The organism is Duganella sp. Leaf61, assembly GCF_001421905.1.
Classification (GTDB): domain Bacteria; phylum Pseudomonadota; class Gammaproteobacteria; order Burkholderiales; family Burkholderiaceae_D; genus Rugamonas; species Rugamonas zoogloeoides.
Map to the genome: position 1 here is coordinate 416,502 of NZ_LMLM01000023.1, position 22,345 is coordinate 438,846.

Annotated in this window: 19 protein-coding genes and 2 tRNA genes; 12 read left to right on the forward strand and 9 right to left on the reverse strand. The window is 64.3% G+C overall.

The features are described from left to right. The first annotated feature begins 10 nt into the window (after nt 1-10). The 7 genes from ASF04_RS14870 (at nt 11) to ahpF (ending at nt 9,990) form a co-directional block, all read left to right on the forward strand. The gene (locus ASF04_RS14870; protein WP_056143052.1) at nt 11-220 is read left to right on the forward strand and encodes a VF530 family DNA-binding protein; all 210 of its coding nucleotides are present in this window, start codon (nt 11-13) and stop codon (nt 218-220) included. 17 nt (nt 221-237) lie between these two features. Further along, the gene (locus ASF04_RS14875) at nt 238-582 is read left to right on the forward strand and encodes a DUF4404 family protein (RefSeq protein ID WP_056143055.1); all 345 of its coding nucleotides are present in this window, start codon (nt 238-240) and stop codon (nt 580-582) included. 191 nt (nt 583-773) lie between these two features. Further along, nucleotides 774-3,152: a YgiQ family radical SAM protein gene (locus tag ASF04_RS14880; protein WP_056143057.1), complete on the forward strand. Its 2,379-nt coding sequence runs from the start codon at nt 774-776 to the stop codon at nt 3,150-3,152. Between the two features lie 169 nt (nt 3,153-3,321). Further along, nucleotides 3,322-4,818 (forward strand): hypothetical protein, encoded by a 1,497-nt coding sequence (locus ASF04_RS14885; RefSeq protein WP_056143060.1) that lies wholly within the window; start codon nt 3,322-3,324, stop codon nt 4,816-4,818. Between the two features lie 24 nt (nt 4,819-4,842). Continuing rightward, the gene (locus ASF04_RS14890) at nt 4,843-7,620 is read left to right on the forward strand and encodes an EAL domain-containing protein (RefSeq protein WP_229205060.1); all 2,778 of its coding nucleotides are present in this window, start codon (nt 4,843-4,845) and stop codon (nt 7,618-7,620) included. Nucleotides 7,621-7,720: 100 nt separating this feature from the next. Beyond that, on the forward strand, nt 7,721-8,284 hold the full coding sequence (gene ahpC, locus ASF04_RS14895) for an alkyl hydroperoxide reductase subunit C (protein WP_019924563.1): 564 nt from the start codon (nt 7,721-7,723) through the stop codon (nt 8,282-8,284). A gap of 110 nt (nt 8,285-8,394) precedes the next feature. Then, nucleotides 8,395-9,990 (forward strand): alkyl hydroperoxide reductase subunit F, encoded by a 1,596-nt coding sequence (gene ahpF / locus ASF04_RS14900; protein WP_056143065.1) that lies wholly within the window; start codon nt 8,395-8,397, stop codon nt 9,988-9,990. 51 nt (nt 9,991-10,041) lie between these two features. On the opposite strand, the gene ASF04_RS14905 is transcribed toward ahpF, so the two are convergent. Beyond that, complete coding sequence (locus ASF04_RS14905; RefSeq protein WP_056143067.1) at nt 10,042-11,487, reverse strand: cytochrome P450; 1,446 nt, start codon at nt 11,485-11,487, stop codon at nt 10,042-10,044. A gap of 87 nt (nt 11,488-11,574) precedes the next feature. Between ASF04_RS14905 and ASF04_RS14910 the strand changes: the two genes are divergently transcribed. Continuing rightward, nucleotides 11,575-12,552: a hypothetical protein gene (locus ASF04_RS14910; protein WP_056143070.1), complete on the forward strand. Its 978-nt coding sequence runs from the start codon at nt 11,575-11,577 to the stop codon at nt 12,550-12,552. Between the two features lie 3 nt (nt 12,553-12,555). Here ASF04_RS14910 and ASF04_RS14915 read toward each other — a convergent pair whose 3' ends face one another. The 6 genes from ASF04_RS14915 to ASF04_RS14940 form a co-directional block, all read right to left on the reverse strand. Beyond that, complete coding sequence (locus ASF04_RS14915; RefSeq protein WP_056143073.1) at nt 12,556-13,683, reverse strand: AI-2E family transporter; 1,128 nt, start codon at nt 13,681-13,683, stop codon at nt 12,556-12,558. Then, nucleotides 13,680-14,159 carry a cyclic nucleotide-binding domain-containing protein gene (locus tag ASF04_RS14920; RefSeq protein ID WP_056143075.1) on the reverse strand — a complete coding sequence of 160 codons (480 nt, stop codon included), beginning with the start codon at nt 14,157-14,159 and terminating at the stop codon, nt 13,680-13,682. Before ASF04_RS14920 ends, ASF04_RS14915 begins: the two co-directional genes overlap by 4 nt. Nucleotides 14,160-14,284: 125 nt before the next feature. Beyond that, nucleotides 14,285-14,902 (reverse strand): ATP-binding cassette domain-containing protein, encoded by a 618-nt coding sequence (locus ASF04_RS14925; RefSeq protein WP_056143078.1) that lies wholly within the window; start codon nt 14,900-14,902, stop codon nt 14,285-14,287. After that, nucleotides 14,893-16,005 carry a hypothetical protein gene (locus tag ASF04_RS14930; protein WP_056143081.1) on the reverse strand — a complete coding sequence of 371 codons (1,113 nt, stop codon included), beginning with the start codon at nt 16,003-16,005 and terminating at the stop codon, nt 14,893-14,895. Before ASF04_RS14930 ends, ASF04_RS14925 begins: the two co-directional genes overlap by 10 nt. Before the next feature lie 83 nt (nt 16,006-16,088). After that, nucleotides 16,089-16,165, reverse strand: a tRNA-Asp gene (locus tag ASF04_RS14935). A 22-nt stretch (nt 16,166-16,187) separates the two neighbouring features. Continuing rightward, nucleotides 16,188-16,263, reverse strand: a tRNA-Val gene (locus ASF04_RS14940). Nucleotides 16,264-16,417: 154 nt separating this feature from the next. Here ASF04_RS14940 and ASF04_RS14945 point away from each other — a divergent pair. The 3 genes from ASF04_RS14945 (at nt 16,418) to ASF04_RS14955 (ending at nt 19,881) form a co-directional block, all read left to right on the forward strand. After that, entirely contained in the window at nt 16,418-17,698 is a 1,281-nt protein-coding gene (locus ASF04_RS14945) for an MFS transporter (protein ID WP_164474771.1), read from the forward strand. A gap of 61 nt (nt 17,699-17,759) precedes the next feature. Next, nucleotides 17,760-18,911: a DNA polymerase IV gene (gene dinB / locus ASF04_RS14950; RefSeq protein ID WP_056143089.1), complete on the forward strand. Its 1,152-nt coding sequence runs from the start codon at nt 17,760-17,762 to the stop codon at nt 18,909-18,911. A 73-nt stretch (nt 18,912-18,984) separates the two neighbouring features. Further along, nucleotides 18,985-19,881 carry a recombination-associated protein RdgC gene (locus ASF04_RS14955; RefSeq protein ID WP_019924555.1) on the forward strand — a complete coding sequence of 299 codons (897 nt, stop codon included), beginning with the start codon at nt 18,985-18,987 and terminating at the stop codon, nt 19,879-19,881. A gap of 41 nt (nt 19,882-19,922) precedes the next feature. On the opposite strand, the gene ASF04_RS14960 is transcribed toward ASF04_RS14955, so the two are convergent. Further along, entirely contained in the window at nt 19,923-20,408 is a 486-nt protein-coding gene (locus tag ASF04_RS14960) for an asparaginase domain-containing protein (RefSeq protein WP_056143092.1), read from the reverse strand. Nucleotides 20,409-20,567: 159 nt separating this feature from the next. Here ASF04_RS14960 and ASF04_RS14965 point away from each other — a divergent pair, with 159 nt between their 5' ends. Further along, complete coding sequence (locus tag ASF04_RS14965) at nt 20,568-21,326, forward strand: hypothetical protein (RefSeq protein WP_056143095.1); 759 nt, start codon at nt 20,568-20,570, stop codon at nt 21,324-21,326. On the opposite strand, the gene ASF04_RS14970 is transcribed toward ASF04_RS14965, so the two are convergent. Beyond that, nucleotides 21,323-22,327 (reverse strand): D-2-hydroxyacid dehydrogenase family protein, encoded by a 1,005-nt coding sequence (locus ASF04_RS14970; RefSeq protein ID WP_056143098.1) that lies wholly within the window; start codon nt 22,325-22,327, stop codon nt 21,323-21,325. The genes ASF04_RS14965 and ASF04_RS14970 overlap by 4 nt on opposite strands. Between the last annotated feature and the right edge of the window lie 18 nt (nt 22,328-22,345).

Here is a 22,345-nt window from a genome sequence, read left to right on the forward strand (position 1 = left end):
TGGAATAATTATGAGTAACGATTTACACGGCGTCACGCTCGAAGCGATGGTCACGCGCTTGCAGGAACATTATGGTTGGGACCAACTGGGTCGCAAGATCGACATCAACTGCTTTATCAGCGATCCCAGCATCAAGTCCAGCCTGAAGTTCCTGCGCCGCACGCCGTGGGCAAGAACCCAGGTGGAAGAGCTGTATCAAGCCACTAGGTTTGCCGATTGAATAACAAGGATCAAGACATGGACAGTCATCTCAAAGCATCGCTGCAAGACCTGCAAGGCAAGCTGGCCGTGGCCGGCCCCGTGGACGAAGAACTGAAAAGCCTGCTGCTGCGCCTCGACGGCGACATCCAGTCGCTGCTGGCGCGCCGCCAGGGCCTCGGCATGGCCGCTGCCGCGCCTGCCGTTGCCGGTGTGGCCACCGTGCCGGCCGCCATCAACGCTGTGCCGCAAGTCGAAGAAAGCACCACGTACGGCCTGGCCGAGCGTACCCAGGAAATCTCGGCGAAGTTCGCCGCCCAGCATCCGACCCTGGAACCGGCCCTGCGCGAGCTGGGACGGATCCTGTCCAACATGGGTATTTGACACTGTTTGCGTAGAGATAACGCTGCATGTTTCTCTACAAGTGATTGAATAGTAAAAGATTTTTTCTCACGCACGGTGAGCGGGGGAGAGGCATTTCCGGTACAATGCCGTCCGATATGATCTCCCCTACCAATTTATTTGCGACCGTTCCCAAGCGGTCTGCCCGCGCTGCCGTTGCGCCTTTCCTGCCGATGTCCCGCGCGGAGATGGACGCGCTCGGCTGGGACGAGTGCGACGTCATCCTGATCACCGGCGACGCCTACATCGACCATCCAAGTTTTGGCATGGCCCTGGTTGGCCGCCTGCTCGAAGCGCAAGGCTTCCGCGTCGGCATTATTTCGCAGCCGGACTGGCATTCGGCCGACGCCTTCCGCGCGCTCGGCAAGCCGCGCCTGTACTTTGGCGTTACCGCCGGCAATATGGACTCGATGGTCAACCGCTACACGGCCGACCGCAAGATCCGCTCCGACGATGCCTACACCGCCAACGGCGAACCGAACAAACGCCCGGACCGCGCGGTCACCGTGTACGCCCAGCGTTCGCGCGAAGCGTATCCGGGCATCCCGGTCGTGATCGGCTCGATCGAGGCATCGCTGCGCCGCATCGCCCACTACGATTACTGGTCGGACAAGGTGCGCCGCTCGGTACTGCTCGACTCCAAGGCCGACCTGCTCATCTTCGGCAACGCCGAGCGCGCGCTGGTGGACCTCACCCACCGCATGGCCGCCGGCGAAGACATCAAGGGCATCCGCGACCTGCGCGGCACCGCCTTCCTGGTACCGGGCGGCTGGCTGCCGACCGACGAATGGGGCGTGCACAACAGCACCCGCATGGATACGCCAGGCAAGATCGATCCGCCGATCGACCCGTACATGATGGTGCAGCAAAACACCTCGTCATGCGCGACCGACAACGCGCCCAAGGCTGCCGATGGCACCGAGGTGAACGAAGCGATGGTCGAGCCGAAGCCGGTGGCGGAAGCCGCGCCAGCCCCGGCTCCCGCCGCAGCGCCCGCCGGCGGCGTGGTCAAGACCATCCGTTTCATGAGCCGCGAAGACCGCCTGGCCATGGAAAAGGAAAAGCACACCAAGACCGTGGTGCGGCTGCCGTCGTTCGAGACCGTCAGCGAAGACCCGGTGATGTACGCGCACGCGTCGCGCGTGTTCCACCTGGAATCGAACCCCGGCAACGCCCGCGCCATGGTGCAGGCCCACGGCGAGCGCGACGTGTGGATCAATCCGCCGCCGCTGCCGCTGCGCATGGACGAGATGGATGGCGTCTATGACATGAACTACGCGCGCGCGCCGCACCCGTTCTACGGCAAGGCCCGCATCCCGGCCTGGGAAATGATCCGTTTTTCGGTCAACATCATGCGCGGCTGCTTCGGCGGCTGCACCTTCTGCTCGATCACCGAGCACGAGGGCCGCATCATCCAGAGCCGCTCGGAACCGTCGATCCTGCGCGAAATCGAACACATCCGCGACAAGACCAAGGGTTTTACCGGCACCATTTCCGACCTCGGCGGTCCTACCGCCAATATGTACCGGCTGGCCTGCAAGGATCCGAAGATCGAGGAAACCTGCCGTCGCCTGTCGTGCGTGTACCCGTCCATCTGCGTCAATCTCGGCACCGACCACAGCAAGCTGATCTCGCTGTACCGCAAGGCGCGCGCCATTCCGGGCGTCAAAAAAATCCTGATCAGCTCGGGCCTGCGCTACGACATCGCCGTGCGTTCGCCGGAATACGTGAAAGAACTGGTCACGCATCACGTCGGCGGCCTGCTCAAGATCGCGCCCGAGCACACGGAAGAAAACACGCTGTCGAAGATGATGAAGCCGGGCATCGGCGCCTACGACGAGTTCAAGGAAATGTTCGAGCGCTTCTCGCTCGAAGCCGGTAAAAAGCAGTACCTGATCCCGTACTTCATCGCCGCCCACCCGGGCACGACGGATCTCGACATGCTGAACCTGGCGCTGTGGCTGAAGAAAAACAACTTCAAGCTCGACCAGGTGCAGACCTTCATGCCCACGCCGATGGCCATGGCTACCACCATGTACCACTCGCGCAAGAATCCGCTGCGCAAGGTGACGGCAGACTCGGAAGTGGTGGAAACGGCCCGCAGCGGCAAGATCCGCCGCACCCACAAGGCCTTCCTGCGCTACCAGGATCCGGAAAACTGGCCGATCCTGCGCGAAGCGCTGGTGGCGCTCGGCCGCGCCGACCTGATCGGCAATGGCGAGAAGCATCTGATTCCGGCCTGGTCGGCAGGCGAAGCCAACAGCAAGCCGAATACCGATGGCCGCCGTGGCCCGGCATCGGCGCTGCCGATACCCGGTACCGCCAAGGGCCCGCGTGGTGCCAAGTCCGGCATCGTGGCGGGCAATGCTCCGCAACAGCAGGGCCAGCGCGCCAATGCGCTGACCGGTTCGCTGACGGCGCGCCAGACCGTGGAAACCAAGGTGCGCGCGTCGATTCTCGACACCATCAAGGTCAAGAAGGCGGCGCCGCCACCGGCTAAGGGCGGCAAGCCGGTCCGGGCCGCAGCACCGCCGCCACGTGGCCGCAAGTAACTAGCCAAACCGAAGTAAATTGAAAGCAGGCCCCCTCACCGGTGCCTGCTTTTTTTATGTGTTGCGTAATTGCGCCAACAGCGTAATTACCCTGTGAAAACCAGCCTGCTCGGTTGATACCACCCCCCTTATACGGGCTACACTGGTGCAAACCTTTCCCAGGACTAACATGAAAAACTTCACTTCCCGCTCCCTGTGGCTGGCGCCGCTATTTGCCCTGTTCGCCGTGCTGCTGTCCGCCTGCGGTGGCGGCGGGGGCGGCGGTGACAGCGGCGGCACCACCACGCCAGCCGTGGTCACCTTGCGCAGCATCGCCATTACCGCGCCCTCGACCACGCTGATCGTGGGCGGCGCCACCCAGACCTACACCGCCACCGGCACCTATACCGACGGCACCACCAAGGCGCTCACGGGCCTGACCTGGTCCACCAAGTCCGGCGGCTCCACCGTGGTGCAGGTGACCAGCGCCGGCATCGTCAGCGGCCGGGCGATCGGTACCGACAGCGTGATCGCCACCCAGCCGGCGACCGGTACCGTGGCAGCCGTGTCCGGTTCCGTCGATGTGACCGTGATCGCACCGTGGACCCAGGTAGCGGCTGGCGGCAACCAGACCATCGCCCTCAAGACCGATGGCAGACTCTATAGCTGGGGACTGAACATCCAGGGCCAGCTTGGCGACGGCACCAACACGCTGCGCAACACCCCGGTCACCGTGGCCGGCAACAGCACCATCTGGAAACAGGTGGCCGTGGGCGACAGTTTTGCCGTGGCCATCCGCACCGACGGTACCCTGTGGGCGTGGGGTAACAACCTGTTCGGCCAGCTGGGCCAGGGCGACCAGGTGCCGCGCACCGTTCCTACCCAGGTCGGCACTGCCAAGAACTGGACTTACGTGGCAGTGGGCAAGTCGCACGTGGTGGCGCTGAGCACGGCGACCGCCACCACCGGCGGCACGCCGGTCGTATCGCTGTGGGTGTGGGGTAACAACTACGCCAGCCAGCTCGGCGATGGCAAGACTGTCGATCTGCTGGTGCCCACGCGTCTCGGCACCGACAGCTGGCTGGCGGTGGCGGCGGGCGACGCCCACACCATTGCCATCAAGCGCAGCGACCAGAGCTTGTGGACCTGGGGCGACAACACCTACGGCCAACTGGGCAACGGCACCACCGGCGCCAAGGTGGGCGTGCCCACCCAGGTCGGCACTGCCAACTGGTCGGCGGTGGCCGCCGGCAGCCGGCACTCGCTGGCGATACGCAACGACGACGGCGTGCTGTTCGCCTGGGGCGCCGGCGAGAGCGGCCAGGTGGGCAACAACAGCACCAGCCTGCAATCGTCGCCCACCCAGGTCAGCGACGCCAGCGCGCGCTGGACCCAGGTCGCGGGCGGCGTCAGCCATTCGATTGGCGTGCGCAACGATGGCACGCTGTGGACCTGGGGCCGTGGTGTCGAGGGACAACTGGGCCAGACCGTGGCCAGCAGCCTGATGCCATTGCAGGTTGGTAACCTGAGAACGTGGAAGGCGGTTGCAGCCGGCGCCAACCACAGTGTTGCCTTGCAAACCGACGGCAACAACCTGAGTCTGTGGACCTGGGGCCTGAACACCGACGGTCAACTCGGTAATGGCACCAATGCCAGCGCTGTAGCGCCGGTGCAGATTGCCTACTAGGGACCGCCGGCCGGGCTGCGCTTGTTGAGCTCTTTTTATCACCGGCTGGCCGCGCTGTTACTGCTGGCGCTGGCCTGCACGCCGGCAACGGCGCTGGAGCGCGTCACGCTCCAGCTCAAGCACACCCATCAATTCCAGTTTGCCGGCTATTACGCCGCGCTCGAGCAGGGCTTTTACCGCGAAGCCGGGCTCGACGTGCGCATCCTCGATGCCGCCGACAGCAGCCAGGCCGAGCGCGACGTGGTGTCCGGCAAGGCCGAATATGGCGTAGGCAGCAGCAGCCTGCTGCTGGCGCGCTTGTCGGGGCGGCCGGTGGTGGTGCTGGGCGTGATCTTGCAGCATTCCGCGTTTGCGCTGGCCACGCCGCAAGTGCCGGGCCAGCCGCCCGACCTGCAACGGCTGCGCGGCCAGCGCGTGATGCTCGGCACCCACGCCAGCGGCATGGGCAACGCCGACGAACTGCTGGCCTACCTGGTCAAGCAGGGCGTGCCGGCCGACAGCTACGAGCGGCTCGAACCCAGCTACGATCCGCGCGACCTGATCGACGGCAAGATCGCCGCCATGGGCGTGTACACCACCAACGAGCCCGATGCCTTCGACCGCGCGGGCTTTGCCTACGACCTGCACACGCCCCGTTCGGTGGGCATCGATTTCTACGGCGACAATCTGTTCACCAGCGAGCGCGAACTGGCCGCCAATCCGGCCCGGGTGCGCGCATTCCGCGCGGCCAGCCTGCGCGGCTGGCAATGGGCGATGAGCCACCACGAGGAAACGGTGGACCTGATCCTCGACAAGTACTCGCGCCGCAACGACCGCGAACACCTGCTGTACGAGGCGCGCCAGATGGTGGCGCTGGTGCAGCCGGTGCTGGTCGAGATCGGCTACATGAATCCCGAACGCTGGCGCCACATCGCCGACGTTTATGCCAGCCTGGGCATGCTGCCGCCCGGGGTCCGGTTCGACGGCTTCCTGTACGATCCGGACAACCGCAAGACGGCACTGCGGCTGTACCGCGTGCTCGGCGCGGTGCTGGTGCTGGTGGTCGTGGCGGGCGCAGTGCATTTCAGTTTGCTGGCGCGCGAGCGGCGCCGTTCGAGGGCCGCAATCCGCCAGGGCGAGCAACGCTTCCGCACCATGTTCGAAGCCTCGCCGCTGGGCATGGCGCTGGTCGACTCAAACACCTATGCCTACCGCGATGTCAATGCCCGCTACCTCGAGATCCTGGGCCGGCCGCTCGCCGAGTTGCACAGCCAGAAGTGGCTCGACCTCACCCATCCCGACGATATCGCCCAGTGCAAAGCGCAGATGGGGCAGCTGACAGCCGGGCGCATCGCCGCCTTCAAATCGACCATCCGGGTGTTCCGGCCCGACGGCGCGCTGGCCTGGATCGACATGTCGGTCACCGCCATCGATACCGTCGCCGACGCCGGCGGCCACCCGCACCACCTGTGCATGATCGAGGATGTCACGGCCGACAAGCAGCGCGAGGCGCTGATCTGGCAGCAGGCCAACTTCGACCCGCTCACGCAATTGCCCAACCGCCGCATGCTGCTCGACCGCCTGAAGACCGACGTCATCCGCGCCCAGCGCGACCGCACGCGGCTGGCCATCCTGTTCATCGACCTCGACCATTTCAAGGAAGTGAACGACACGCTGGGCCACCAGCACGGCGACATCCTGCTGGTGGACGCTGCGCGCCGTATCGGCGCCTGCGTGCGCAAGTCGGACACGGTGGCGCGCCTGGGCGGCGACGAATTCACGGTCATGCTCTCCGAACTCGACAGCACCGACCGGGTGGCGCACATCGCCCAGCAAATCATTGACAGCCTGCGCGCGCCGTTCGCGCTGGGCCAGGAACAGGCGTTCGTGTCGGCCAGCATCGGCATCACGCTGTACCCGGATGACGCGCTCGACATCGACGATCTGCTCAAGCACGCCGACCAGGCCATGTACGCGGCCAAGAACGCCGGCCGCAACCGCTACGCCTACTTTACCCAGGCGTTGCAGGTGGCCGCGCTCAACCGCATGCGCCTGACCAACGACCTGCGCGGTGCGGTCAAGGGCCAGCAGCTGGCGCTGTACTTCCAGCCCATCGTCCACCTGGCGACCGGGCGCATCCACAAGGCCGAGGCGCTGGTGCGCTGGCAGCACCCGCTGCGCGGCATGGTCAGTCCGTGCGAATTCATCCCGCTGGCCGAGGCTAGCGGCCTGATCCTCGAAATCGGCCAATGGGTGTTTCACGAGGCGGCCGGCTGGGCGCAGCGCTGGCGCGCCGAGGTCGATCAGGCATTCCAGATCAGCATCAACCAGTCGCCGCTGGAATTCCAGCGCGAGGAGGTCGGCTATGACGACTGGCTGCGCCACCTGCGCACGCTGGGCCTGCCCGGGCAGGCGCTGGTGGTGGAAATCACCGAAGGCTTGCTGCTCGATGCCAACACGACCGTCAGCGACAAACTGCTGCAATTGCGCGACGCCGGCATCCAGGTAGCGCTCGATGACTTCGGCACCGGTTATTCGTCGCTGTCGTATTTGAAAAAGTTCGATATCGATTATTTGAAGATCGACCGGTCCTTCACACGCAACCTGGCGCCGGAGTCGAGCGACATGGCGCTGTCCGAGGCCATTATCGTCATGGCCCACAAGCTGGGCCTGAAAGTCATTGCCGAAGGCGTGGAAACGCCCGAGCAGCGCGACCTGCTGGCGCACGCCGGCTGCGACTATGGCCAGGGCTACCTGTTCGCCAGGCCGATGCCGGCGACGGAATTCGACGCCCTGCTGCGCGCCCAAGCCAGCCAGTCATAGTCAAAACAAATCGATTCTATTGCAACAATCAATTTTGCAAATCGCCGAAAAGGCGATACACTGGCGTCTCAATGATTCACAACCCAACGAGGAAACGACTATGTCCCTGATCAATACCCAAATCAAGCCATTCAATGCCACCGCTTATGTTGACGGTAAATTCATCGAAGTCAGCGACGAATCCCTGAAAGGCAAGTGGGCCGTCCTGATGTTCTACCCAGCCGACTTCACCTTCGTGTGCCCAACCGAACTGGAAGATCTGGCCGAACAACAACCTGAATTCGCCAAGCTGGGCGTGGACGTGTACGGCGTATCGACCGACACCCACTTCGCTCACAAGGCATGGCACGACACCTCGGACGCCATCAAGAAAGTGAATTACCCGCTGATCGGCGACCCAACCGGCAAACTGTCGCGTAACTTCGAAGTGATGATCGAAGAAGAAGGCCTGGCACTGCGCGGCACCTTCGTGATCAATCCGGAAGGCCAGATCAAAGTCATGGAAGTACACGACAACGGCATCGGCCGCGACGCATCGGAACTGCTGCGCAAAGTCAAAGCAGCCAAATACGTTGCCGAGCACCCAGGCCAGGTATGCCCAGCCAAGTGGACCGAAGGCGCCGCCACGCTGACCCCATCGCTGGACCTGGTCGGCAAGATCTAAATCAAGGCTGAACCCTTGAGCGACACCGCAGCAAACAAGTAGTTACCGCGATGCCGGACCGGGCGTCCGGCCCGGCATACGCCTAAATATTTGTAAAAGGAAAAATAATCATGTTAGACGCAACCCTCAAAACCCAACTGAAATCCTACCTGGAAAAAGTGGTGTATCCGCTTGAGCTGGTCGCCTCTCTCGATGACAGCGCCAAGGCCCGCGAGATGAAAGAACTGCTCCTCGAAATTGCCGAGTTGAGCGACAAGATCGCGCTGGTCGAAGGCACCGATGCAGGTGTACGCAAGCCGTCCTTCCGTATCAACCGTACCGGCACCGAGATCGGCGTGAGCTTTGCCGCCATCCCGATGGGCCACGAATTCACCTCGCTGGTGCTGGCGCTGCTGCAAGTGGGCGGCCACACCATCAAGTTCGACGCAGCCACGATCGAGCAGATTCGCAATCTCGATGGCGATTACGAATTTGAAACTTTCATGTCGCTGACCTGCCATAACTGCCCGGACGTGGTGCAGGCACTCAACGCCATGGCGGTGATCAATCCGCGCATCAAGGTCACCACCATCGACGGCGGCGTGTTCCCGAAAGAAGTCGAAGAGCGCCAGATCATGGCCGTGCCGATGATGTTCCTGAACGGCCAGCTGTTCGGCCAGGGCCGCACCAACGTCGAGGAAATCCTCGCCAAGCTCGATACCAATGCCGGCGTGCGCCAGGCGGCCGAGCTGAGCAAGAAAGACGTGTTTGACGTGCTGATCGTCGGCGGCGGTCCTGCCGGCGCGGCAGCAGCGATTTACGCCGCCCGCAAAGGCATCAACACCGGCGTATTGGCCGAGCGTTTCGGCGGCCAGGTGCTTGACACCATGGCGATTGAAAACTTCATTTCGATCAAGGAAACCGACGGCCCGAAATTTGCCGTGGCGCTTGAACAGCACGTCAAGTCGTATGACGTCGATATCATGAACACCCAGCGCGCCGCCAAACTGGTGCCGGGCGCCAAGCTGGTGGAAGTACAAACCGCCAGCGGCGCGGTACTGAAAGCCAAAACCGTAATCCTGGCCACCGGCGCCCGCTGGAGGGAGATCAACGTGCCGGGCGAGAAGGAATACCGCAACAAGGGTGTTGCCTACTGTCCGCACTGCGATGGTCCTTTGTTCAAGGGCAAGCGCGTGGCGGTGATCGGCGGCGGCAACTCGGGCGTGGAAGCAGCGATCGACCTGGCCGGCCTGGTCAAGCACGTCACCCTGATCGAATACGGCGCAGAACTGCGCGCCGACGCGGTCCTGCAACGCAAGCTGCGCAGCCTGCCGAACGTGACGGTGATCGTCTCGGCGCAAACGACCGAAGTGCACGGTGACGGCAAGATCGTCAACGGCCTGAGCTACAACGACCGCGTGTCGGGCGAAGCGAAGAAGATCGAGCTGGAAGGCGTATTCGTGCAGATCGGCCTGGTGCCAAACACCGAGTGGCTCAAAGGCACGGTGGCCTTGTCGCGCCACGGCGAGATCGAAGTGGACGCTCGCGGCCAGACCTCGATCCCCGGCGTGTTCGCTGCCGGCGACGTCACCACGGTGCCGTACAAGCAGATCATCATCGCCACCGGCGAAGGCGCCAAAGCCGCGCTGTCGGCCTTCGATCACCTGATTCGTTCGGATATCGAGGTGGTGGAAGAATCTGCCGAGAAGCACGCGATGACCGCGTAAGCTTCCCGCGCATTACAGAAAGCCCGGTTCAGTTCACTGACCGGGCTTTTTTTATGGTCCGGAGTCATCACGGCGATGCAGGCTGAGGTGGAGCGCGTTGGCGGGACGCAGGGTGATATGGAGCTTGGGCGTGGGCAGGGGCATGTTGGCGGGGACGGCCAGCTGGAAGCGTTGCAGCAGCATCGCGGCAATCACCGTCATCTCGGTCATCGCCAAATGCTGGCCCAGGCACACGCGTGGGCCGGTGCCCAGTGGCATCCAGGCGCCGCGTGGTGCGTTATCGGTTGCAGCGGCGAAGCGCTCGGGTTGGAAGGCGGGCGGATCGGCAAACCAGGCGGGATCGTGCTGCATCAGCTGCACCGGTACCATGAACATGGTGCCGGCCGGCAGTTGCCAGCCGCCGAGCGTAATCGGTGCGATTGCACGCCGGCTCAGCAACACCGGGGCGGCCGGGTACAAGCGCAGGGTCTCCTGCAGCGTTCGTGCCACGCCTGCCAGCGCTGGCAGGTCGGCGGCAGCGGGTGTTCGGCCTTGCAGCACCGTGTCCACTTCGCGCCGGGCCGCCTCCTGCGCGGCGGGGTGCGAGGCCATGCACCAGGCCCACCAGGTCAGCGTGGCGGCCGTGGTTTCGTGGCCAGCCAGGAAGGCGGTCATGCATTCGTCGCGCACGGCCTGGCGCGGCCAGGTGGCGGGATCGTCCGCGTGCAAGGCCAGCAGTTTGCTCAGCACATCGTCGGGCCAGGCCGCGCGGTCCAGTGCCAGCCGGCTATCGATCTGGCGGTTGATCAGCTGGTTGAGCACCTGCTTGGCTTCACGCTTGGCGCGTTTCCATGGCGCCCAGTCGGGCCAGCTTGCGGGCCAATAGAATTCGGCGTTGCCGGCCACGCTCATGCAATGCACGGCCTGCTCCGTGCGGCGCGCATCGACATCGGCCGGGCTGGAAAACAGGAAGCCCATGATGACATCCATCGCCAGCGAGGTGATGGCGTGTTCGATCGGCCAGTTGGCATCGTCGGACGGCCATTGGGCCAGGGCCGCACGGGTGGCGCCGGCAATCAGCGGCACATAGGCTCGTACGCCCTTGGGGGAAAAGCTCGGCTGCAAGGCGCGCCGCTTGGCTTGCCATGCCGGACCTTCCGCCGTCAGCACGCTGGTACCGTGCAATTGCGACATGACCGCGATGCCGCGCTCCCAGCGCACCAGTTTATCGTGATGGGTGACCAGCAGTTCGCGCACCAGGTGCGGATCGGTCACCACGACCTGGTGCTCGGGCCAGATGCGCAGGTGCACCAGGTTGCCGTAGGTGGCGCGCCACCCGGTCAGTGCCCCGGGCAGGTCTTTTGCCATGCGCCGCAACAGGCCCCAGCCGGTGAGGCCCGACGGTGGTCCTGGCGGCCATGTGTCCGGCGGCTGCAAGGCCGGCTGCTGGTTCGATGCTGGTGGGACGCCGGCGCGGTCGGCGTGGAAGGGGCAGGCGCTGGAGGTTGGCGTAGTCATGGTGCCGATTGTGTGCCGCACGGGACGCCGCGTCTTGAACCGAAACGACATGCCGCAGCCTGGCCGGGATGGCTATACTTGTGAGCCATGGAAAACCATCACATACCGATGCGGGCAGCGTGTCCCGATCCGCTGGCGCGCGCTCCGCGCGTGGCAGATACGGCGACGACGCAATCGTTACGACTGGCCCCGCCATCGCTGAACGGTGCGCTGGTGGCACTGATCGGCCGCGACTTGACGCCAATAAACACCCAGCCAGGTGGCCACCTGCGCAGCGATCAGCATGGCCAGCAGCACGCCAGCCAGTGCCTGGAAAGCGCGCAGTGTCTCACGCATTTTCCGGCCTCGCCGCTGGTGACGATTTCGTGGTTTCCCGACATGGACGCGGGCCTGGTGACGCCGCAGGGCTGGCAGTCGTTTGGCGCGCCGGTCGTACTATCCGGCACGCAGTCGGCACCGATGGTGAGCTGGACCCCCACGCCGGGGCGCGGCTACATGGCGTGCTTTACGGCCGATGCTGCGCAAGCCCTGTTCGATGTGGACATGGCAGCGATCCAGAACCGCTTCGTGCCGGCAACGCAGGTGCTGGACGCACGGTTCGCGCCGTTGTTGGACGCCTTGCTGGCCAGTCGCGACCAGGACGTGCTGGCGGTGCTGGAACAGCACCTGGCGCCGCGCTGGCAGGCATTGCAGGGGCGCGCATCGGCCGCGCCCTCGCTGCGGCAGGTGGGCCGCCACTGGGTGGAACGCCTGGCCTGGCACGCGCATGGCTGGCGCAACCAGCACAGCCCGCGCCACGTGGAGCGCCGCATCAAGTCGTTCAGCGGACGTTCGCTGCGCGAGTGGCAGGCGCTCACGCGCACCGAAGGATTATTCTTTGCCGCGCGTGACCGCCACGAAGCGGGCCAGCCGTTCGACTGGGCCGGCCTGGCGTTGGAAGAGGGTTTTGCCGACCAGGCCCACATGAGCCGCACCGTCAAGCGCATCACCGGCTTCGCCCCCGCCGAATTCGCCCAGCGCTTCATCGAGGACGAATCGTTCTGGATGTATCGGCTGTGGGTATGACCGCTATTTGACCAGGTCCACGCTGGCCTGCCGCGTGCGCAGGTGGATGGCGTTGCTGTGGCGGGCGCGCAGGCGTGGGTCGGTGATCAGGCGGCCCAGGGTTTCGCCGATGACCATGACCACGCCCAGCAGCGGCAGCACCAGCATCAGGCCGGCGATGCCGGCCACCGAACCGCCGATGAAGATCATCAGGACCGTGATCAGCGGATGCATGTGCAGGCTGCGGCCCAGCGTGAGCGGCATGAACACGAAGTCGTCGAGCAGGCGCACGAAGATGAACACGCCGATCGCCAGGTAAGCCACCATCGGGTTGTTGGGCGCGTCGGTGGACGCGACCATCACCACCAGCATGCAGCCGACGATGGAACCCACGTACGGCACCCACGCCAGCACCGCCGCCATAAGGCCCAGCAGCAGCGGCGACGAGACCCCGATCGCCCACAGGCCCAGCGCCAGCACGGCCGTGTCGAGAATGGTGAGCTTGAGCAGGCCCTGGAAGTAGCGGTACGCGGTCTGGTGCACCTCGTGCAGCAGGAACAGGGTACGCTCGAAAAACGCATTTGGCACCGCGCGCGCGAGGAACTTCTTGAAACGCGTGCCATCGCGCAGGAAGAAGAAGGTCAGGAATGGCGCCAGCAGCAGCGACGGCAGCCATGCCGCGACCGAGACCAGGATGTCGGTCAGGTGCTTCTGCACGAAGCCGCCGGTAAACGACGTCAGGCGGTTGTTGATGTTGCGCGCGAACTTGACCTGCTTGAGAAACGGGAACTGCTGCTCCAGTGCCTGCGTGGTGTGGCGCACGAAATCGAGCCCGCCGGCCAGGTACACGGACAAGGTATGCTGCCACGATTCCGACGGCGCCGAACGCCACAGCATGATCAGGAACACGACCAGCCCCACGGCAAGCACGAACATCAGCCCCACCAGCAGCGCGGCCACGCTGTGGCTAAAGCCCATGCGCAGCAGCTTGCGCATGGGTGGCAGCAGGATGTAGTACAGCACGATGCCGAGCAGGAACGGGATCGCCAGGAACAGCATCTGCTGCAGCAGGAACAGCAGCGTGCAGGTGGTGACGACGATGCCGATCCAGACGACCGGACCGGCGCGCTGATGGGTGGCCAGCACGCTCATAACACTTCGGTGCGCGAGGCGCCCACCATCCATTCGCGCAGGCGGCCGCCCAGGTGGCGCGCCAGGGACAGCGCGATCTTGTAGCCGATGACGGCATCGGTTTCCATCAGGCCCATGAAGTCGCCACGGAAGAACACGGCCAGCTCGCAGTTGTCGATGGCGCGCGTTTGGGCGTTGCGCGGGGCGTTGTCGAGCAATGCCATGTCGCCGAAGAAGTCGCCCGGTTCCAGCTCGGCCACCAGTTCGCGGCCGCCATGATGCAGCCGGCTGATCAGCACCCGCCCCGAGATCACCAGGTACAGCGCCTGGCCTTCCTCGCCTTCGTCGAAAATGATTTCATCGGCCAGGTAGCGGCGTTCGTGGATCAGGCCGTCGATCGATTGCAGTTCGAGCGGCGTGAGCGTGTTGAACAGCGTCGATGCCTTGAGCTGCAACAGCCGGGGCGACAGGGTGGGGGACTTGAGGAAACCGAACATCGGGGCGAACTCCGCTAGCGAACTGAAGGCAAGCCACTATTGTCGCTGGTTTGCCGCATTGTTTGTCATTCTGGCAGTGTCCGGAGTGAAATATTTTAGCGATGTAGTACACCGCGCCACAGGTGCTACAACTGCACCGTGCGCGCCAGCGGCAGTTCCGGTTCCAGGTGGCTGGTGAGTACGATGCACTGGCGCGCCAGCCGTGCGGGATCGGCCAGTTGCCGGCGCAGGTGTGCCATCGCATCGGCATCGAGACCGTTGAACGGTTCGTCGATCAGCAACAGGCGCACCGGCAGCGCCAGGGCCAGCGCCAGTTGCACCTTCTTGTGCTGGCCCAGCGACAGCGTGGTCAGTGGCTGCTCGAGCGCGCCGCCCAGGTGCAGTGCCTGCACCTGCGCATCGAGCAGCGTGGCGTCGGTGGCCGGGTACAGTGACAGGTGCAGGTCCAGCAGTTCGCGCACGGTCAGCCACGGCAGTTGCGGCAGGTCGCCGCCGCAGTAAAACGCCTGCAGGCGATAGGCCAGCGGTTGCTGCGCGATGTCTATGCCGTCGAGGCGGATGCTGCCGCCGTGCGCATCGAGCGCGCCGCCGGCCAGTTTTAACAAGGTGGTCTTGCCGGCGCCGTTTTCGCCGCGCAGCCAGGTCACGCCGTTACCCAGTTGCAGATCGAAGTTGCGAAACAGCGCGCGGCCCGGATGGTTGAAATTCAGTTGGTCGATGGTCAGCACGGCAGTCAGTTCCATAATTCGCTTCCGATGGCGGTGAGGATGAGGATGGCGCCGATGACCAGCGCCACCCGGCCGCGCGCAGTGAGCGTGCGCAGCCCGACGATGGCCAGTTGCGCCACACCGGCGCAGGCCAGCCAGACCAGGGCGACGGTGTGGCTCACGTCAGCACCGGCAGCGAGCACCAGCGCCGCAAAGCACGCCATCACTACCGCGCCCGGCAACAAGGTCGCCACGATCGCGCTGGTAAACAGCCGCTCCATCGACAGCGGCCATTGCGCCACCACCGGGCGCAGGCGCGCAATTTGTTCCGCCACGGCCTTGTCGCCGCGGTCGGTCAGCAGTATCAACAGCATGGCGGTGCCGGCGCCCCACACGGCTGGCGGCATCCAGGCCACCAACGGCGGGCGCCACAGCCAGAGTGCCATGCTGAGCAAGGCGCCGAGAAAGAGGCAGGTCTGCTGGATGCCGACCACGCTCTCGCCGCGCCAGCACGGCAGCCAGAACAACTGGCGCCAGTACGCCAACGCAGGCACGCGCGCACGCGGTGGCGCGGCGTAATGCGCCGGCACCCTGGCCACGACCACGGCAGCGGCACGCGGCGCAGCGGGGCGGGCCCGCCGCATCAACAGCACCGTCGCCAACGCCCACCCCAGCAACAACGACAGCACCGCGCACGCCAAGGATAACGGCGCCACGGGCCGCAGCCAATCGGGCCACTGGTACCACCACACCGCGCACGACACCACGTGCGCGAGCGCCACCGGTCCGACGATCAGGCCGGCAACCGACGCTTCCGCCTGCCACTGCTGGCGCGACGAGATGGGCAGCGCCCGGCTCCAGCGCGCCACGTCCAACGGGTGCAGGCGCTGGCGCAGCAGCCATACCGGTGCCGCCACCAGCAGTATTTGCGCGAGCAGCAGGCCAACGGCTTCGAACCACGGCAGCGTGGGCGCCAGCAGGCCGGGCAGGGCGATGCACGCGAACAGGCCCAGCATGACGGGCGCGAATGCGAGCAGCACCATTTCAAGCGAGTTGACCACGCTGGCAATAAACTGCACCAGCGCCGCGCGCGCCACGCGGCGGCGGAAAGAAAGATAGGAATAGGGGAGCGTCTTCATCGGGTTCCAGCATATTGCCTGAAACTGATGCGGAAATGAATAAGGGCCCGAAGCGCATAACGCTACGGGCCCTTAAGGAATGTTGGCGGAGTGGACGGGACTCGAACCCGCGACCCCCGGCGTGACAGGCCGGTATTCTAACCAACTGAACTACCACTCCTAACTCGTTTTTTCAGTTTTCCTGGTGGGTGCTGAGAGGCTCGAACTCCCGACCTACGCCTTGTAAGGGCGCCGCTCTACCAACTGAGCTAAGCACCCAGAAAACTTATCAGCGTTTGTCACAACTGCTGAACGAGGCCGTATTCTACAGGGGCGTTTCGCATGTCCGCAAGGGGTTTTATAAATTATTTAGAAAATTGCCGGGGAAGGCCCTATCATGGGCGCCGCCGCATTCACTACCGGGAAGCCCATCATGTCCGACAATCCGCATGCCCACAACGCGCTGTACCGCCGCGTAAGCTGGCGCCTGATGCCGTTCCTGTTCCTGTGCTTCGTGGCGGCCTATCTCGACCGCGTCAACGTGGGCTTCGCCAAATTGCAGATGCTGGCCGACCTGCGCTTTTCCGATACCGTCTACGGCGTCGGCGCCGGCATGTTCTTCATCGGCTATTTCCTTTTCGAGGTGCCGTCGAATTTGCTGATGACGCGCGCCGGCGCCCGCCTGTGGATCGCGCGCATCATGATCAGCTGGGGCCTGATCTCGTCGGCGATGATGTTCACCAACAGCGTGACCACCTTCTACGTGCTGCGCTTTCTGCTGGGCGCGGCCGAGGCGGGCTTCTTCCCCGGCATCATCCTGTACCTGACCTACTGGTACCCGGCGCACCGCCGCGCGCGCATGGTGGCGCTGTTCATGAGCGGCGTGGCGATTGCCGGCGTGGTGGGCGGCCCGCTGTCGGGCTGGATCATGAAGGCGTTCGATGGCAACCACGGCTTGTCCGGCTGGCAGTGGCTGTTCCTGCTCGAAGGCATTCCGTCGGTGCTGCTTGGCATCTGGACGCTGTTCTACCTCGACGACGGCATCCGCGACGCCAAATGGTTGAGTGACGACGACAAGCGCGTGCTGGAAGCGGCCATCGCCGAGGACCGCGTGGGCCAGCAACACCTGCCGCTGGCGCAGGTATTCAAAAGCGGCAAGGTATGGCTGCTGGCGCTGGTGTACTTCCTGTTCGTGATGGGCTTGTATGGCGTGAGCTTCTGGCTGCCGCAGCTGATCAAGAACAGCGGCGTGGCGGACGTGTTCCACATCGGCCTGCTCACTGCGATTCCATACTTCGTTGCGGCGGTGGTGATGGTGGCGGCCGCCCGCCACTCGGACCGCACCGGCGAGCGCCGCTGGCACGCGGCCTGCGCCGGCGTGGTTGGTGCGCTGGGGCTGATCGTCGCCACCGCGTACAGCGACAACACGGTGATCGCGCTGGCCGCCCTGAGCGTGGCCACAGCCGGCATCCTGTCCACGTTCCCGATCTTCTGGAGCCTGCCCACGGCCATGCTCGGCGGCGCGGCAGCGGCGGCCGGTATCGCCATGATCAATTCGCTGGGCAACCTGGCCGGTTTTGTCAGCCCGTACCTGGTCGGGGCGATCAAGGATGCGACCAGCAGCACGGCCAGCGGCATCTACCTGCTGGCGGCCAGCCTGGTGGCAGGGGCGGTGCTGGTCGTCGTTGCAGTGAAGGCACCCTCGGCACGATAGGGTTGCAGCCGCCGCTATTTCCGTAGATACTGTATGTATTCACAGTAATCTTTGCAGCGGCATGGTTGAACCTCCACGACGGATCGCCCACCTCGACATGGATGCGTTTTTCGCGTCCGTGGAGTTGTTGCGCTACCCGGAACTGCGCGGTCAGCCGGTGGTGATCGGCGGGCGCCACGCCACGCCGGTGTTGCTGGCCGATGGCAGCCACCAGTTCGCCCGCCTGCGCACTTACGTCGGACGCGGCGTGATCACCACCGCCACGTATGAAGCGCGGGCGTTTGGCGTCGGTTCCGCCATGGGCATGATGAAGGCGGCCAAGCTGGCGCCCGATGCGATTTTATTGCCGGCCAACTTCGAGGATTATCGCCACTACTCGCGGCTGTTCAAGCAGGCCGTCGCCGCGATTGCGCCGCAGATCGAGGATCGCGGCATCGACGAGATTTTCATCGACCTCACCGATGTGGAAGGCGAGACCGATGCACTGGCCGCACGCATCAAGCAGGCCGTGTTCGACGCTACCGGGTTGACCTGCTCGATCGGCATCACGCCCAATAAACTGCTGTCGAAAATCTGCTCGGACCTGAACAAGCCCAACGGCATCACCATCCTGGGCTTCGATGACATCCCGGAGCGGATCTGGCCGCTCAATGTGCGCAAGGTGAACGGCATCGGCCCCAAGGCCACGGCCAAGCTGGCGTCACTCGGGATCGAGACCATCGGCCAGCTGGCGCGGGCCGATCAAGGGATGCTACAGGATTACTTCGGTGCGCATTACGCATCCTGGCTGTCGCAAGCGGCCCACGGCATCGACCAGCGCGTGGTGGCCAACCGCACCATGAGTAAATCGATGAGCCGCGAAACCACGTTCGAGCGCGATTTGCACGCGCGCCAGGACCGCGAAACGCTCTCAAGCATCCTTACCACGCTGTGCGACCGCCTGGCGGAAGACCTGAAACGCAAGGGCTACGTGAGCCGCACCATCAGCATCAAGCTGCGCTACGACGATTTCCAGATCGTCAGCCGCAACGTCACCGTGCCCGAGCCGGTGGCCGATGCGGCCGCCATCTTGCAGGCTGCGCGCGAATGCCTGAAACGCGTGCCGCTGCAACGCAAGCTGCGCCTGCTCGGGGTGCGCGCCAGCACCCTCGAAGTACCGGGCGCAGCCACGCACAAGCCGCTGCCCGTGCAGGGCGACCTGTTCAGTTCATAAACGGTTCCGCGCCGCCATCACCGTGTAAAATGGCGCTCTTTTGGTACATTCAATTCAGGACAAGGCAACACTCATGTGGTTCAAGAATCTTCAGATTTATCGTCTGCCGGCCCCGTGGGCCTACACCCCCGAACAACTGGAAGCAGCGCTCGAACCGCACGCGTTTGTTCCCGCCAGCAGCAACGAACTGCTGCGCCAGGGCTGGGACAAGCCACGTCCTAACGGCGGCCTGGTCCACGTGGTCAACAAGCAAATGCTGATCGTGCTGGGCACCGAGAAAAAACTGCTGCCGTCGAGCGTGATCAACCAGGTTGCCAAGGCCCGCGCCGCCGAGATGGAAGAAGCGCAAGGCTTCGCCCCGGGCAAAAAAGCCATGAAGGAACTGAAAGAACGCGTGGCCGACGAGCTGTTGCCGCGCGCCTTCTCGATCCGTGGCAATGTCTGGACCTGGATCGACCCGGTCAACGGCTGGCTGGTGGTCGATGCGGCCAGTCCGGCCAAGGCCGACGAAGTGATCAAGCTGCTGCTGAAGGCGGTCGATAAACTGCCGCTGGAAAGCCTGCGCGTGCAGCGCTCGCCGGTGGGCGTGATGACCGAATGGCTGCAAACCGACGAAGCACCGGCCGGCTTCACGGTCGATATGGACACCGAGCTGCGCGCCACCGGCGAGAGCAAGGCTGCCGTGCGCTACGTGCGCCACACGCTGGAACCGGCCGAAGTGCGCCGCCACATCGAAGCGGGCAAGCAGTGCACCCGCCTGGCGCTGACGTGGGACAGCAAGATCTCGTTCGTGCTGACCGAATCGCTGGCAATCAAGAGCGTCAAGGCGCTCGACGTGCTGGCCGAGAAGGAATCGAGCACCCGCAACGACGAAGAGCGCTTCGATGGCGACTTCATGCTGATGACCGGTGAACTGGCCAAGATGATGGCTGATGTGGTCGAGGCCCTCGGCGGCGAAGCCAAGGCCTGATGTGCAGGCGCCCCGCGCAGCGGGGTGCCAAAGTTCTGCTTTTACAGCGGCTGGAACACTCCAGCCGCCTTGTTTTTCTGCACATTATCCCAGGCAAAAATCTTGCCGTTCATTGCCACATACACGCCTGGCGGCTGGGTCTGCGCCACGGCGCAGGCAAAACCCAGGTTGAACATCGCATCCGAGTTTGCAATCGAATACGGAATCATCGCGCCGGTCAGCACGATGGTCTGGCCCAGCTCGGCTGGTCCCAGCACGGCGGCCGTCTGCGGCATGGTGTCGGTGCCGTGGATGATGACGATCGCCTTTTCGGTGGCGGCGCGGCACGAGGCCAGGATGCGTTCGCGGTCGGCATCGACCATGTCGAGCGAATCCATCAGCGGCAACTGTTCCAGCGCCACGTCCACCGTCAGGCGGCAACGTTCGAGCAGGGCGGGCACATGGCTGTCCGCGAAGCCCAAAGTACCGTTCAGTTCGTTGTAGTGTTTGTCGAAAGTGCCGCCGGTGGCGAGGATGCGCAGGGTCATGGTGAAAGCTCGGTTCAGTAAAAATGATCTGCATCATAACCCAAACCGCTGCGCAAAAAGAATCCGGAAACCGTCGTCTTCGCACTGGAAATATCGGCGTACTATGCCTATATTGTCTGTTTGCGGGCCCCTCCTGAGGCCCCTGTTCGTGGATCGTCTATGAAAGCTCTTGCACCCGGAACTGTCATTTTTCACCGTCATCGCGGCTATGGCGTGATCACGGCCGTCAACTTGCTGACCGGCTGGATTTCCGCGCGTTTCGGCAGCGAAGCGCGCACGCTCGACCTCAATTTATCGACCGACGCCGTGCAGTACGCCGATGGCGAAGCGATCCTGTTCCGCCGCGCGCCGCCCGACCGCATGCCCCACGCGCGGCTGATGGCCGTGGTACGCGCGCTGCACCAGGCCGGCTATCAGAAACTGTATCTGTATGCGTGGCCCAAGCCGTCCGGCCTGCACTGGCGCTGGCACCTGTTCACCGGCAAGCGCGACTGGATGCAGCGCTCGTGGCGCGAAGGCTGGTACGGCTCCGGCGCTGACTATAACAGCAACCCCGTGATGGGCTGGGGGGACAATCCGGGCGCCACCACCGAGGAGCTGATCCACGCGCTGGCCAAATTCGACCCGCAGGGACTGGCGCAGGCACTGGGCCGCGACGACGACCACACCGCCTGGTTCGCCAGCGTGTGCGACGCGCTGCTGCCCGGTTATATGTACAGCCTGGACATGCAGCGTCCCGCAGGCGCACCGCTGATCGACATGCCGCCGGTGCCGGTGGTCCCGGTGCGCGCCACCTTGCCGCCGTACAGCGGCCCGGACATCACCTGGCCGCCCGGCTGGGCCGGCTTGTGGAGCAAGGTGCATGTGATGCCCACCCCGCGCATCAACCTCGCCGGCCTCCCTGAGAAGACTGATTAACTCTGGCTGCGCGCGTTGTGCTGGAAGTCCGGATTGTGAATCGCATCGAACTTTCCAGCCTCGAAATCGACGATGTTCTGGAATGCATGGCGGAAGTACAGCTCGTAGCTGTCCTGCTCCACGTAACCGAGGTGCGGCGTGGCCAGCACGGTCGGAATGCGCAGCAGTTCGCTGGTTGGCGCCAGCGGTTCCGATTCGAACACGTCGAGCGCCGCATAGCCGGGGCGGCCCTGTGTGAGTGCTTGCTCCAGCGCGCCGGTTGCCACCAGTTCGGCGCGGCTGGTGTTAACGAACAGGGCCGTGGGCTGCATGCGCGACAGGTCGGCGGCGGTGACGATGCCACGGGTGGCGTCGTTCAGGCGCAGGTGCACGCTGAGCACATCGGCCTCGGCAAAAAACGCTTCGCGTGATGCGGCTGCCGCGTAGCCATCGGCAACGGCCTTGTTGCGGCTCGCCTCGCTGCCCCACACCACCACCTGCATGCCGAACGCGCGGCCGTACCCGGCCACCAGCTGGCCGATCTTGCCATAGCCCCAGATCCCGAGCTTGCGCCCCTTGAGCACGAAGCCCAGGCCGTTCAATTGCGGATTGACGGAAGCGGTTTGCCACAGTCCGTCGCGCAGGTTGTTTGCGTACGGCACGATCTTGCGCGCTGCCGCCATGATCAGGGCCCAGGTCAGCTCGGCCGGCGCGGTGGGGGAGCCGACACCTTCGGCAATCGCGATGCCCAGCTCGGTTGCGGCCGGCACATCGACATGACCGGCCAGCTTGCCGGTCTGCGAAATGAGCTTCAGATTGGGCAGCCTGGCCAGCAGCGCACGGTTGAGTGCGGTGCGTTCGCGGATCAGTACCAGGGCATCGAACGGCGCCAGGCGGATTGCCAGCTGGCCGAGGCCACGTGTTGTATTGTTGAACACTTTTACCTCGTGTCCGTTTAATATCTGATAACTTTTTATTCCGGAGCTGGCGTTCTGGTAATCATCAAGTATGGCGATTTTCATGTCAGTTAACCGATCTTA